Raw genomic sequence first — 12,290 nt, 5'->3', positions numbered from 1 at the left:
GGCGCGGCGCGGCCGCACCGGCGGGCGGCACCGGCGGACCGGCGGCGGGACCGGCGCCCACTCCCTCGGCCGAGCCGGCCGAGAGGCCCGACGAGAGGCCCGACGAGGGGACCTCGGCGTCCGCGGGGTCCGTGCGGGACCCGCGGGCGCGGGCCCGGGCCGCCGAGCCGCCGCGGGACGGTGAGGTGATGCAGAAGGTGGTGCGTCCCGACCATGTGACGCACTACCTCGACGGGGGCTATGACTGGGTCGCCGGGACGGTCGCCCGGCTGCGGGACGTGAGCGCGCTGCGGACGCCGGAGCAGGTGGTGCGGGCGCTGGGGCTGGAGCGCCCGGGGTCGCCGTTCTCGGCCGGGGACGAGACGGTGCACGTGATCCGCTGGCCGCTGATCCGGCCCGGCCGGGTGGAGACGGTCCCGGGGACGGCGGTGCCGGCGTTCCGGATCGGGAGCCGGCGGCTGCCGCACGGCGCGGAGATGTTCCGGCTGGACCGGGCGGGGAGGGAGACGTTCCTGGCCGTGTACGACGCGGACCGGCGCGCCTGGCTGCGCACGGCGGAGGCGGACGGATGAGCGTGCGGGACGGCTACTACGCGGGTTGGCGCGGGCTGGAGTACGAGGCCAGCCCGGACGGGGACCGGATCAGGCTCTACACGGGGGTGGCGGCCGAGGGCTTCACCGAGGTCGTCCCGGGACGTCATGTGCGGGTGGTGCCGCGCCGGGAGGTCGACCACCTGTGCTACGTGACCACCTGGTGCACCTGGCGGGGGGAGCCGTTCCAGGTGCTGGGCGAGCAGAACGGGTGGCTGCGGGTGGAGTACGCCGGGTCGGACCCCGAGGCGCCGCGGCGGCTGGGCCTGGAGGCGTTCGACGTGGACGTCCACCAGGGCTGGGTGCGCCGCGGCGAGGTGTCCGACCTGCGCGAGGAGCGCTGGTGAACCCTCGGGGAGGGCTCCCGGAGCGCCCTCCCGGCCGGCCCGCCGACGAGGCGGGGCCGACGCGGCCGTCGACGCCGGCCGCGTCGGCGGACGATGAAGGACAATGAAGGCATGGCGGTCATGGACGTCAACGCCGATCTCGGCGAGGGGTTCGGCACCTGGACGCTGGGCGACGACGCCGCCCTGCTGGAGATCGTCACCAGCGCCAACGTGGCCTGCGGGTTCCACGCCGGCGACCCGATGATCATGCGGCGGGTGTGCCGAGCCGCGGTGTCGGGCGGGGTGGCGATCGGGGCGCAGGTGTCGTACCGGGACCTGGCCGGGTTCGGGCGGCGGGAGATCGACATGGCGCCCGAGGAGCTGACCGCCGACATCCTCTACCAGCTGGCGGCGCTGGACGGGATCGCGCGGGCGGCCGGCGGGCGGGTCTCCTACGTCAAGCCGCACGGCGCGCTCTACAACCGGATCGCCCGGGACGCCGAGCAGGCGCGGGCGGTGGCGGCGGCGGTCCGGGAGTACGACCCCTCGCTGCCGATCCTGACCCTGCCGGGGTCGGCGGTGCACGAGGTGGCGGACGGGTTGACGGTGGTGTCCGAGTGCTTCGCCGACCGCGCCTACACGCCGGAGGGCCGCCTGGTGCCCCGGCGCGAGCCGGGCGCGGTGGTGCACGACGAGAACCTGGTGATCGAACGGGCGGTGCGGATGGCGGTGGAGGGCGTGGTCACCGCCGTCGACGGCACCGACGTGCCGGTGCGCGCCCGCTCCATCTGCGTCCACGGCGACACGCCGGGGGCGGTGGAGCTGGCGCGGGCGGTCCGCAAGGCCCTGGTGGACGCCGGGGTGGAGGTGCGGGCGTTCGCGCCGCCGCGCTGACGGCTCGATCACCGGACGGGAGGGCGCATGCGGGTGCGCAGGGCGGGCGATGCGGCGCTGCTGGCGGAGGTCGAGGATCTGGCGACCGCGCATCGGCTGCACGCCGCGGTGCGGGCGGCGGGGCTCGCGGGGATCGTGGACGTGGTCCCCGGCGAGCGGACGGTCCTGATCGTCACCGACCCGGCCCGCTGCGATCTGGAGCGGGTGCGGGCGCGCCTGGCGGCGCTGGAGCTGCCGGAGCGTCCCGAGGCCGACCCGGCGCCGGTGGAGATCCCGGTCCGCTACGACGGCGCGGACGTGGCCGAGGTGGCGGAGCTGACCGGCCTGACCGCCGAGGAGGTGGTGCGCCGGCACGCGTCCGGGGAGTACGTGGTGGCGTATCTGGGGTTCTCCCCCGGGTTCGGGTATCTGCGGGGCCTGGACCCGGCGCTGCACGTGCCGCGGCGCAGCACGCCCCGCACGTTCGTCCCGGCCGGTTCGGTGGCGATCGCGGGCCCCTACTCGGCCGTCTACCCCTCCTCCTCCCCCGGCGGCTGGCGGCTGCTGGGGCGGACCGACCTGGCGTTGTGGGATCCGGATCGCCGCCCCTCCCCCGCCCTGCTGCGGCCGGGCGCGCGGGTGCGGTTCGTGCCGGTGGAGGGGGTCCGATGATCGAGGTGGTGCGTCCCGGGCCGCTGACGACGGTGCAGGATCTGGGCCGCCCGGGGCACGCCCATCTGGGGGTGCCGTGCTCGGGGGCGGCCGACCGGCCCAGCCTGTGCCTGGCGAACCGGCTGGTGGGCAACCCGGAGGACGCCGCCGGCCTGGAGATGACGTTCGGCGGGGCCGTCCTGCGCTTCCACCGTTCCGGGTGGGCGGCGGTCACCGGGGCGCCCGTCCCGCTGCGGGTGGGCGGGCGGCCCGCCGCCATGAACGCCCCCTGCCACGTCCCGGCCGGGGCGTGTCTGGAGGTCGGCGTCCCGCGGATCGGGGTCCGCAGCTATCTGGCGGTCCGCGGCGGGCTGGCGGTGGATCCGGTGCTGGGCAGCCGCTCCACCGACCTGCTGTCGGGCCTCGGCCCCGCCCCGTTGCGCGGCGGCGACCGGCTGCCGGTCGGGCGCCTCCCCGCCGACGCCCCGATCCTGGTCGACCAGGCCCCCGTCGCCCCGCTGCCCGAGGAGCCCGTGCTGCGGATCCTGCCCGGCCCGCGGGACGACTGGTTCACCGACGACGCCTTGGGCGTCCTCACCACCGAGCGGTACGAGGTCACCGCCGAGAGCAACCGGGTCGGCATCCGGCTGACCGGCCGGCCGCTGCGGCGCGCCCGCGAGGGGGAGCTGCCCAGCGAGGGCATGGTCACCGGCGCCCTGCAGGTCCCCCCGAACGGCATGCCGATCATCTTCCTGGCCGACCATCCCACCACCGGCGGCTACCCGGTCATCGCCGTCCTGGCCGGCCGCGACCTGCCCGTCGCCGCCCAGCTCCGCCCCGGGCAGAAGGTCCGCTTCCGGCTGCACGGCGGCCGGTGAGCGCCGCGGCCCGACGGGCTCCTCGGAGATCCCGCGTCGGGCGAGGGGCGTCGCGGACGGGTGCGCGCCGCAGGGACGTCCGGACCAGGGGCGTGCGCACGAAGGGCGCATGAGCCGGGGCGGGCGCGCGGGCGGCCCCGCCGGGCCCGCCCGGGCGTCGGGCGGCCCTCGGGGCGGGGCCGGTCAGGAGATCGCGGCCAGGAGGGGGCGGAGGCGGGCGATCTGGGCGGCGAGCCGGTCCGCGGGGACGTCCTCCCACAGGGTCGCGGGGATCTCGCCGGCGGGCTCCCAGGTGCCCGCCACCCGGCCCTCGTGGAGGACGACCGGGGCGATCCAGCCCGCGGTGCGGCTGACCTCGGAGCGGCGCTCGGGCGGGATGAGGTAGGCGGCGCCGGTGCCCGCGCCCAGCACGTACTGGTCGAAGCCGCCCAGCAGGCGGACGGCGCCGGCGGCGGGGGCGGTCTCGGTCAGCTCCGCCACGTGGTCGCGCAGCGCGTACGCGGGGGTGCCCTCGACGTCGACCTGGACCAGGTCGTCGGCCGCGGCGGCGAACCAGGCCTTGAGGTCCTTGCGGCTGTGGGTCCTGCGCATCAGCCAGGCGTCGAAGGCGTCCCGCGTGGCCGGGCCGTGGGCGCCGAAGTAGGCGCGGATGACGGTGCGGGCGGCCTCGGCGAGCGGGGGCGGCCCGCTCCAGCCGGGGACGTGGCGGTCGGGCGCGCAGAAGGTGACCTTGCCGCCGCGGGAGGGGCCGAAGCACAGCACGCCCCACCAGGCCAGGGGTTTGAGCAGGGCGCCCCAGCCCGATCCCAGCGCCTGGGCCAGGCGTTCCAGCCCGGTGCGGTCGACGATCTCGGCGGTCAGCTCCTCACGGGTCAGGCAGGCCCCTCCGGCGAGCGCGTCGGCGGCGGCCCGGGCGACGGCCTCCAGCTCGGCGGGGGCGGCGCCGGTGAGCTTCTGCCAGCTCGCCTTCTCCCAGGTGCGGACGGCGGCGCACACGGCCAGGTAGGCGGGGGCGGCGTCGGCGGGCAGCAGGTGCAGGGTGCCGCGCATCGCCCACGTCTTGATCAGGGTCCGCTCCTCCCACAGGGCGCGGGCGGTCTCCTGCGGGTCGGGGGAGGCCTGGCGGAGGGCGATCGCCAGCGACGCGGCCGAGGCCACCTGGGCCTGCACCCCGGCCAGTCGTCGCGCCACCTCCACGGCGGGCAGGTCGCCGGGCTCGGTCACGTGCTGTCGCCGCATCCGCCACGCCAGCACCTGCGACCAGGTCAACGACGTCATGCGCCGATTACATCGCACGCCGCCGACATTCCGGCGACGGACGCCGCGCTCACCGCGGTCGATCGCCGGCCCCGCGCCGCCGGCCGCCGCCGATCGGTGTCGCCGCCCGCGCGGCGGCCCGCCGCGGCGCCCCGGTCATTCCCGCCTCGTCGCCCTCCCGCGGCTCCGCCGGGCCGATCGCCCCGGTCGCTCGCCCGGCCGGGCGGCCCTCACCGGCGGCGGGGCTGCAGCTCGTGGTAGGCGGCGCGGACGTCCTCGGCGGTCAGCACGGTCAGGTCGGCGGGGGTGGCGGCCTCCCCCAGCCGGGCGGCCCGCAGCGCCCGGGAGGCGCACGCCCGCTCGTACAGGGAGCGGGCGAAGCGGCCGTTGCCCAGCTCGTCGATCCGTCCCATCCCGCACACCCGCTGGAAGATCAGCGCCAGGTCGTCCAGGGCGGCGTCGTCCCATCGGTCCCCGCCCTGCTCGGCGATGGACTGCGCGATCAGCAGCAGCTCGTCCGGCCCGTAGGAGGGGAACACCACCCGCACGTTGAACCGCGAGGCCAGCCCCGGGTTGGAGCGCAGGAACCGGTCCATGTCGGCCTCGTAGCCGGCCAGCACCACCACGAACCGGTCCCGGTCGTCCTCGGCGCGTTTGAGCAGGGTCTGCACCGCCTCGGCGCCGAACGCGTCCCCGCCGCCGTAGCCGGGGTTGACCAGGGAGTAGGCCTCGTCGATGAACAGCACCCCGCCGAGCGCGGAGTCGATCAGGCGGTTGGTCTTCAACGCGGTGGCGCCCAGATGGTCGCCCACCAGGTCGGCCCGGGTGGCCTCCACCACCGAGGGGCGGGCCAGCAGCCCCAGCGCGGCGAACACCCGGCCCAGCACCCGCGCCACGGTGGTCTTGCCGGTGCCGGGCGGCCCGACGAACACGAAGTGCCGCATCGGCGGGCGGGTCGGCAGCCCTTTGGCCTCGCGCATCCGGGCGACCTGCAGCTGCGCGGCGATCTCNCTCGCGCATCCGGGCGACCTGCAGCTGCGCGGCGATCTCCCGGACCTGCCGTTTGACCGGCTCCAGCCCGATCATCTCCTCCAGCGAGGCGAGCGCCTCCTCCAGCGTGGGGGTCTCGTCGTATCCCCGGTAGCGCTCGGTGACCTCGGCGAACGCGCTCTCCACGTCCTCGGCGCGGATGGTCACCAGTTCCTCGGGGGTCGGCCGGCGGCCCGCCCAGGCGCCGGAGCCGACCACGCGCACGTCGCGGGCGCGGGCCGCCGCCTCGGTCAGCGACCGCACGAACCGGCCGTTGCCGAGCTCGTCGACGATGCCGCGGCGGCACACCTCCTCGAACCGGGACCGCAGCCGCCGGGTCGCCTCCTCGTCCAGCCGGTCCTCGCGCAGCCCGACGTGGTACTCGGCGATCCGCAGCAGCTCCTCGGGCGTGTAGGAGGGGAACCGGATCCGGGTGGCGAACCGGGAGGCCAGTCCCGGGTTGGAGGCGAGGAACTCCTCCATCTGCTGCTCGTAGCCGGCCAGGATGATCACCAGGTTGTCCCGGTCGTCCTCGGCGCGTTTGAGCAGGGTCTGCACCGCCTCGGCGCCGAACCGGTCCGGCTGCCCGTCGCCCTGGTTGACCAGGGAGTAGGCCTCGTCGATGAACAGCACCCCGCCGAGCGCGGAGTCGATCAGGCGGTTGGTCTTCAACGCGGTGGCGCCCAGATGGTCGCCCACCAGGTCGGCCCGGGTGGCCTCCACCACGCTGGCCCGCGGCAGCAGCCCGAACGCGTAGAACACCCCGGCCAGCACCCGCGCCACGGTGGTCTTGCCGGTGCCGGGCGGGCCGACGAACACCAGGTGCCGCATCGGCTTCTCGCTCGGCACTCCCGCCGCCGCCCGCAGATGCGCCGCCTCGATGGCGGCGGCGATGGACCGGACCTGCCGTTTGACCGGCTCCAGCCCGATCATGGCCTCCAATTCGGCGAGCGCGTCCCCGACGGAGATCTGCGGGGTCTCCTCGGGCGGCTCCTCGGGCGGCTCCTCGGGCGGCTCCTCGGGCGGCTCCTCGGGCGGCTCCTCGGGCGGCTCCTCGGGCGGCTCCTCGGGCGGCTCCTCGGGCGGCTCCTCGGCCCGCCGGGCGGCGACGCGCCGCTCGTAGGCGGCCCGGGTGGCGGGCGGCACCCCCGCCTCCACCGGTTCGTCGGCGGGAGGCGGCTGGGGGGCCTCGGAGCGGGGCTGCGGCGGCCGGACGTGCCGTTCCTGCGCCCATCCGGTCTGTTCCTGCACCCATCCGGTGTCGTAGGCCTCGGCGGGCACGGCGCGCCGCGCCTGGTCCCAGCGGCGGAGGAGGACGGCGAACGCGGCCGCCCAGGCGGGCAGCACGTGCAGCGCCGCCAGCGGCCGGGCGGTGGCCGCCGCCACCAGCCCCGCGCAGCCCAGCGCCCACAGCACGGTGCGCCACGGCGCGAAGCCCCGCAGCCGGAACGCCCCGAACGCCACCGGCGCCGCCAGCAGCGCCAGCAGCGGCCCCTGGTGCGCGGGCTGGGGGTACTGCCGACCCAGCGGCCCCGAGAGCGCGACCCATCCGGCGACCACCAGCGCCACGGCCATGCCCGCCGGGGAGCGCAACGTCAGGTGGAGCGCCCCCAGCGCCGCCGGGGCGCCCGCCGCGACCGCGGCCACGACGTCGATCGGCTGGCGGGTCAGCACCGCGAGGGTCACCGCGACCGCCGTCAGCAGCGCCCCGGCCAGCAGGCGCAGCCCCGGCTGGATCCGGAAGTACCGCCAGCGCACGCGTTCGACGAGATCCCGCACCGCGATCCCCGCCGGCCGGGGATCGGAGTCCTCGAACTGTCGCATCGGCTCCACCGGCCTCCTCGCCTGGCCCGGGGCCGTCCCACCGGGAAACCGGCGGGCGGGTCCGTCTTCGGTCTGGGCCGACGCCCCGCGCGAATCCAGCCTGGCACGCCCGGGGCGTCTCCGACCACCGTGCCGCGGGATGCCGGCGGCGACTGTGCCGTCCGACACCCGGCGGCCCGGCGGGCTGCCATCATGGGCCGCATGTCGAACGCTCCCGATGTCCTGCCCGGCCTGGAGGCGGCGGCCGCGGGGGCCGCGCCGCGCGCCGTCGCCGACTATTCGATCGAACGGGAACTGGCCGCCGCCGGCGCCGTACGGATCGCCGGGGTCGACGAGGTCGGCCGGGGCGCGTGGGCCGGCCCGGTCGTGGTGTGCGCGGCGGTGACCGATCTGAGCGAGCCGCCGGTCTGCGACGGGGTGCGGCTCACCGACTCCAAGCTGCTGACCGCCGCCCGGCGGGAGGCGTTCGCGAAGGTCCTGCCCGGCTGGCTGAGCGGCTGGGCGATCGGTCTGGCGGAGCCGCGGGAGATCGACGAGGCGGGGATGACCGAGGCGCTGCGACGGGCCGCCGGGCGGGCGCTGGCGGCCCTGCCCGAGCCGCCGGACGCGGTGATCCTGGACGGCAAGCACGACTTCCTCGGCGCCCCGTGGCGGGTGCGCTGCGAGGTGGGGGCCGACCGGCGGTCGGTGTCGGTGGCGGCGGCGTCGGTGCTGGCGAAGGTCCATCGGGACCGGCTGATGGCCGAGCTGGGCGCGCGGTATCCGGCGTACGGGTTCGCCGAGTCGGCCGGCTACCCCTCGCCGGCGCATCGGCGGGCGCTGGAGGAGCACGGACCGACCCCGCATCACCGGCTGTCCTGGTCCTACCTCGATGACCTGCCGCGATGGCGGCATCTGCGGGTGCGCCGCGATCCGACCGCCGGTTCCGGCCAGCTTTCCCTGCTGTAGACCGCTCATAAGCGTCCGTCAACGGGGGTAGATCCCGAAGTTATACGGGAGGTGCTCTATGGACGCTGTCGTGAAGAAGCTGCTGCGCGAGGCCGGGCGGACCTACGCCGAGGAGGCCGGGATCCTGGTGAAGGACCAGCCCGCCCCCTTGTTCAGGCTGCTGGTCCTCAGCAATCTCCTCAGCGCCCGCGTCTCCGCCGAGATCGCCGTGAACGCGGCCCGCGAGCTGTTCGAGGCCGGCGGCGGCACCGCCCGCGGGCTGCTGCGGATGACCTGGCAGGATCGGGTGGACGCGCTCGGCCGCGGTCATTACGCCCGCTACGACGAGTCCACCGCCACCTACCTGGGCGACATGGCCGAGCTCGCCCAGGACAAGTACGGCGGCGATCTGCGCCGGCTCGCCCGCGACAGCGGCCGGGACCCGCAGCGGGCCTCCGAGCTGCTGCGCGAGTTCCCCGGCATGGGCCCGACGGGGGTGAGCATCTTCTTCCGCGAGGCGCAGGCGGTGTGGCCGTGGCTGCGCCCCCATCTGGACGAGCCGGCGCTCAAGGGCGCCGAGCGGCTCGGCCTGCCCACCGATCCCAAGCGTCTGGCCGACATGGTGCCGGAGAAGGAGATGGCGCGGTTCGCCGCCGCACTCGTGCGCGTCTCCAAGGACGAGGAACTCGCCGAGTCGATCACCGCCGGGAGGAGGGTCGCCTCCGGGAGGAGATGACCGGCCGGCGCCGGCTCAGTCCTTGCCGCGGGAGGGCACCCACTTCAGCCCCCAGCCGTAGGCCATGTCCACCGCCAGCTTGCCCCAGCGGGGCCGCCCCGGCGGGGGGAGGATGAACCGTCCCTCGCGGCGGACGACCAGCTCGCCGCCCACGTTCTCGATGAGCACCAGCACTGCGTCGCGGGAGGCGTCGACGCAGTCGTTCATGTTCATCTCGACCGGTGGGGCGTTGTGCGGGTAGAGGGTCGCGGTGGCGTCGACGCCGCGGAAGTCGTCGGCGCCATCGTAGATCTCGGCGAACACCAGGATCCGGCGGAACATGTGGCTGTAGTCCAGGTTGATCGTCATGGTCTCGCCGGAGCCGGCGCCGGTGCGGTCGTCCTGGTCGAGCTGGATGTACGGCGGGTAGTTCAGCGCGCCGAAGTCGCCGAGGGCGTGGACGATGCCCTTGCTGCCGTCCTGGAGCTCCCACAGGGCGCACAGGTCCAGGTCCAGGTCCACTCCGCGGCGCCGGAACCCCAGCCGGCCCCGGGCGGCGCCGGGGCGTGCGGTCCACTGCAGGTGGACGCGCATGTTCCCGCTGGTGGCGCCCTGCTTGGTCAGGGAGACCGAGGGGGCCTCCTTGGTGAGGGAGATCTTGCTGAGGCTGACCGGCCGCGGCGGCGGGGCGGGCGCCTGCTGCGGCTGCGGCGGAGGCGGAGGAGGCGCCGGCTGCGGGGGCGGCGGTGCCGGCTGCGGGGGCGGGGGCGTCGGCTGCGGCGGCGGGGTGTTCACCGGCGGGGGCGGGGGCGTCGGCTGCGCGGGCTGCGGCCGGGACTGCGGGGCGGCGGGCGGCGGGGCGTCGTCGACGGTGATGCCGAAGTCGGTCGCCAGCCCGGCCAGGCCGGTGGCGTAGCCCTGGCCGACCGCGCGGAACTTCCACGCCCCCTGCCGCCGGTACAGCTCGCCGAGCAGGAACGCGGTCTCGGTGGTGGCGTCGGGCGGTTCGAAACGCGCCAGCTCCGCCCCGCCGGCCGCGTCCAGCACCCGCACGTACAGCCCGCGGAGCTGGCCGAACGTGCCGCCGTCGGCGGATGCGGCGATCACGATCGTCTCGATCTGCGGTTCCACCCGTGCCAGGTCGACCGCCAGCACGTCCCGGACGATCGACCCCTGCTGCTTGCCCTCGTGCCGGACCGCACCGGAGGGGTGGGTCGGCTGGTTGTAGAACACGAAGTCGTCGTCGTTGCGCACGCGGCCTCCGACGAGCAGCAGCGCGGAGGCGTCGGCGTCGGGCACGCCCGGGCCGCCTTGCCAGCCCAGCTCCACCCGCACCGAGAGGGCGGGCACCGGAACATTGGCTCCCTTTTGCATCGCCATGACCTCAACCTAAGCCGCCGATGGCGGGGGAATCGAGAGTTTCGGTATGGTTTCGGCTCCCTGACGCCATGGACGGCGGCTCCGGCGAGGAGGATCATCCTGTCCGGGGTGGGCGGAGCACGGACCGAAGGGACTGACCGTCATGCGTTCACGGCCGGTGTACGACGTGGTCGCGCTGCTGGGCCGGCTCGGCGTCGGTTTCGTGTTCCTGGCCCACGGCTGGCAGAAGATCGAGGTCGGCGTCACCGCCACCGCCGAGGGCTTCGAGCGCATGGACGTCCCCGCCCCGACCGTGGCCGCCATCTACGCCACGTTCACCGAGCTGCTCGGCGGGCTGGCCCTCGTCCTGGGGCTGGGGCTGCCGATCGCGGGGACCCTGCTGTTCGTGGACATGCTCGGGGCGTTCGTCTTCGTGCACGCCGCCCACGGGGTGTTCCTGGTCGACCAGGGGCGGGCGCAGGGCGGTTTCGAGCTGGTGCTCGTGCTGGGGCTGGCGAGCCTGCTGTTCGCCGCGGGCGGCGGCGGGCGGCTCACGCTGGACCACCGGCTGCTCTCCCGCCGCGACCGAAAGGCCGCGGAGGCCGAGGACGCCGCGGACTCCTGGCTGCCCAAGCCGGAGGAGACCGAGCCGGTCCCGGTCGCGCCGCCGCCGGCCGGACCGCCGGCCGAGGAGACCGCGCCGCGGCCCCGCACCCGGCGGACCCGGCGGAAGGGCGCCGCCGCGGAGGGCGAGGACGCCTCCGCCCCCTCCCGGCCGGCGGCCGAGGAGGCCGGGGGCGCCGCCGGCGACGTGCGGGTGGCCGGGCGCCGCGCCCCCCGCGCCGCGGAGACCGACCGCTGAGCGCCGGTCAGGCCATGTTCATGGTCTCCGGGTCGAAGCCCAGCCGCTCCCCGGTGTCCAGCGTCGCGATCCGGGCCATGTCCTCCTCGTCCAGCGCGAAGTCGAACACGTCGATGTTCTCGGCGATCCGCGACGGCGTCACCGACTTGGGGATCACGATGCAGCCCAGCTGCAGATGCCAGCGCAGCACGATCTGCGCCGGGGTCCGCCCGTGCTTGTCGGCCAGGCGGGCCAGCACCGGGTCCTCCAGCAGTCCCTTGCCCTGGCCCAGCGGCCCCCACGACTCGGTGGCGATCCCGTGCCGGGCGTGGAAGGCCCGCAGCTCGGCCTGGGGCAGCCGGGGGTGCAGCTCGATCTGGTTGACCGCGGGCACGACCCCCGACTCGTCGATCACCCGTTGCAGCGTCCGCACCGTGAAGTTGGAGACGCCGATGGCGCGGACCCGCCCCTCCTCATAAATCCTCTGCAGCGCCCGCCAGGCGTCCATGTACCGGCCCACGGCCGGCATCGGCCAGTGGATCAGGTACAGGTCCAGCACCTCCAGGCCGAGCCGCGCCATGCTCTCGTCGAACGCCCGCAGCGCGTCGTCGTAGGCCTGGTCGGAGTTCCACAGCTTGGTGGTGACGAACACCTCCTCCCGCGGCAGGCCCGAGGCCCGGATCGCCTTGCCGACCTCCTCCTCGTTCCCGTAGATCGCCGCGGTGTCGATGCTCCGGTATCCGACCTCCAGCGCGGTCCGCACCGCGTCGAAGGCCTCGTTCGGCGGCACCTGGAACACCCCGAACCCCAGCTGCGGCATCGTCACGCCGTTGTTGAGAGTCACCGTGGGAACGCTCATGTCCACCACCGTTACCCCGCTCCTCCGCCGCTACCCGGGGCCGTCCCGGCGCCGTGCCCGGGCGGCCCGCGGCGGGGTGCCGGGGCCCGTCCCCGTCCGTGCGCCGGGCGTCCTCTCCACGGGACCGGCGCCCGCCGGGCGGCCGTCGGGCGTCCCGGCCG

Annotated in this window: 12 protein-coding genes and 2 pseudogenes; 9 read left to right on the top strand and 5 right to left on the bottom strand. The window is 75.9% G+C overall.

Features of this window, described 5'->3' with window-relative positions; all coding sequences use genetic code 11:
• From EIO00_RS23300 to EIO00_RS23280, 5 genes and pseudogenes are all read left to right on the top strand, one after another.
• Window positions 1–572: pseudogene (locus tag EIO00_RS23300) on the top strand (hypothetical protein); the annotation flags it as partial.
• Window positions 569–937, top strand: a complete 369-nt coding sequence (locus EIO00_RS23295; protein ID WP_140182467.1) for a hypothetical protein — start codon at window positions 569–571, stop codon at window positions 935–937. The pseudogene EIO00_RS23300 and the gene EIO00_RS23295, both read left to right, overlap by 4 nt.
• Before the next feature lie 111 nt (window positions 938–1,048).
• On the top strand, window positions 1,049–1,810 hold the full coding sequence (locus tag EIO00_RS23290) for a LamB/YcsF family protein (RefSeq protein ID WP_140182465.1): 762 nt from the start codon (window positions 1,049–1,051) through the stop codon (window positions 1,808–1,810).
• Between the two features lie 27 nt (window positions 1,811–1,837).
• On the top strand, window positions 1,838–2,461 hold the full coding sequence (gene pxpB, locus EIO00_RS23285) for a 5-oxoprolinase subunit PxpB (protein WP_140182464.1): 624 nt from the start codon (window positions 1,838–1,840) through the stop codon (window positions 2,459–2,461).
• Window positions 2,458–3,318, top strand: coding sequence for a 5-oxoprolinase subunit C family protein (locus EIO00_RS23280; protein ID WP_140182462.1), 861 nt, complete (start codon window positions 2,458–2,460; stop codon window positions 3,316–3,318). Before pxpB ends, EIO00_RS23280 begins: the two co-directional genes overlap by 4 nt.
• 183 nt (window positions 3,319–3,501) lie before the next feature.
• Here the strand turns inward: EIO00_RS23280 and EIO00_RS23275 are convergent, their stop codons facing one another.
• From EIO00_RS23275 to EIO00_RS25960, 3 genes and pseudogenes are all read right to left on the bottom strand, one after another.
• Window positions 3,502–4,596: a winged helix DNA-binding domain-containing protein gene (locus tag EIO00_RS23275; RefSeq protein WP_140182460.1), complete on the bottom strand. Its 1,095-nt coding sequence runs from the start codon at window positions 4,594–4,596 to the stop codon at window positions 3,502–3,504.
• A gap of 209 nt (window positions 4,597–4,805) precedes the next feature.
• Window positions 4,806–5,555 carry an AAA family ATPase gene (locus tag EIO00_RS25965; protein WP_422100071.1) on the bottom strand — a complete coding sequence of 250 codons (750 nt, stop codon included), beginning with the start codon at window positions 5,553–5,555 and terminating at the stop codon, window positions 4,806–4,808.
• 253 nt (window positions 5,556–5,808) lie between these two features.
• Window positions 5,809–6,435: pseudogene (locus EIO00_RS25960) on the bottom strand (AAA family ATPase); the annotation flags it as partial.
• On the opposite strand from EIO00_RS25960, the gene EIO00_RS25955 reads away from it, so the two are divergent.
• The 3 genes from EIO00_RS25955 (at window position 6,389) to EIO00_RS23260 (ending at window position 9,091) form a co-directional block, all read left to right on the top strand.
• The gene (locus tag EIO00_RS25955) at window positions 6,389–6,727 is read left to right on the top strand and encodes a hypothetical protein (protein WP_422100070.1); all 339 of its coding nucleotides are present in this window, start codon (window positions 6,389–6,391) and stop codon (window positions 6,725–6,727) included. The pseudogene EIO00_RS25960 and the gene EIO00_RS25955 overlap by 47 nt on opposite strands.
• Before the next feature lie 902 nt (window positions 6,728–7,629).
• A complete protein-coding gene (locus tag EIO00_RS23265) occupies window positions 7,630–8,376 on the top strand; it encodes a ribonuclease HII (protein WP_140182457.1) in 747 nt (248 codons plus the stop codon).
• Between the two features lie 58 nt (window positions 8,377–8,434).
• Window positions 8,435–9,091: an HhH-GDP family DNA glycosylase gene (locus tag EIO00_RS23260; RefSeq protein WP_140182455.1), complete on the top strand. Its 657-nt coding sequence runs from the start codon at window positions 8,435–8,437 to the stop codon at window positions 9,089–9,091.
• Window positions 9,092–9,106: 15 nt separating this feature from the next.
• Here the strand turns inward: EIO00_RS23260 and EIO00_RS23255 are convergent, their stop codons facing one another.
• Window positions 9,107–10,450, bottom strand: coding sequence for a TerD family protein (locus EIO00_RS23255; RefSeq protein WP_140182453.1), 1,344 nt, complete (start codon window positions 10,448–10,450; stop codon window positions 9,107–9,109).
• A 142-nt stretch (window positions 10,451–10,592) separates the two neighbouring features.
• On the opposite strand from EIO00_RS23255, the gene EIO00_RS24675 reads away from it, so the two are divergent.
• Complete coding sequence (locus EIO00_RS24675; protein ID WP_194151117.1) at window positions 10,593–11,291, top strand: DoxX family protein; 699 nt, start codon at window positions 10,593–10,595, stop codon at window positions 11,289–11,291.
• A 7-nt stretch (window positions 11,292–11,298) separates the two neighbouring features.
• Here the strand turns inward: EIO00_RS24675 and EIO00_RS23245 are convergent, their stop codons facing one another.
• Window positions 11,299–12,129: an aldo/keto reductase gene (locus EIO00_RS23245; protein WP_140182451.1), complete on the bottom strand. Its 831-nt coding sequence runs from the start codon at window positions 12,127–12,129 to the stop codon at window positions 11,299–11,301.
• Window positions 12,130–12,290: the final 161 nt, after the last annotated feature.

The sequence above is a fragment of the Thermomonospora catenispora genome (assembly GCF_006363815.1).
Classification (GTDB): Bacteria; Actinomycetota; Actinomycetes; order Streptosporangiales; family Streptosporangiaceae; genus Thermomonospora; species Thermomonospora catenispora.
The sequence above is the reverse complement of the archived record's forward strand: the minus strand, read 5'-3'. Positions and strand labels throughout refer to the sequence as shown.

What these genes read in the sequence shown, in the direction of transcription:
- EIO00_RS23290 (WP_140182465.1), top strand. Translation starts at nt 1,049, where the DNA reads ATGGCGGTCATGGACGTCAACGCCGATCTCGGCGAGGGGTTCGGCACC.
- EIO00_RS23245 (WP_140182451.1), bottom strand. Translation starts at nt 12,129, where the DNA reads ATGAGCGTTCCCACGGTGACTCTCAACAACGGCGTGACGATGCCGCAG.
- EIO00_RS23280 (WP_140182462.1), top strand. Translation starts at nt 2,458, where the DNA reads ATGATCGAGGTGGTGCGTCCCGGGCCGCTGACGACGGTGCAGGATCTG.
- EIO00_RS23260 (WP_140182455.1), top strand. Translation starts at nt 8,435, where the DNA reads ATGGACGCTGTCGTGAAGAAGCTGCTGCGCGAGGCCGGGCGGACCTAC.
- EIO00_RS23275 (WP_140182460.1), bottom strand. Translation starts at nt 4,596, where the DNA reads ATGACGTCGTTGACCTGGTCGCAGGTGCTGGCGTGGCGGATGCGGCGA.
- EIO00_RS23255 (WP_140182453.1), bottom strand. Translation starts at nt 10,450, where the DNA reads ATGGCGATGCAAAAGGGAGCCAATGTTCCGGTGCCCGCCCTCTCGGTG.
- EIO00_RS25965 (WP_422100071.1), bottom strand. Translation starts at nt 5,555, where the DNA reads ATGCGCGAGGCCAAAGGGCTGCCGACCCGCCCGCCGATGCGGCACTTC.
- EIO00_RS24675 (WP_194151117.1), top strand. Translation starts at nt 10,593, where the DNA reads ATGCGTTCACGGCCGGTGTACGACGTGGTCGCGCTGCTGGGCCGGCTC.
- EIO00_RS23295 (WP_140182467.1), top strand. Translation starts at nt 569, where the DNA reads ATGAGCGTGCGGGACGGCTACTACGCGGGTTGGCGCGGGCTGGAGTAC.
- pxpB (WP_140182464.1), top strand. Translation starts at nt 1,838, where the DNA reads ATGCGGGTGCGCAGGGCGGGCGATGCGGCGCTGCTGGCGGAGGTCGAG.
- EIO00_RS23265 (WP_140182457.1), top strand. Translation starts at nt 7,630, where the DNA reads ATGTCGAACGCTCCCGATGTCCTGCCCGGCCTGGAGGCGGCGGCCGCG.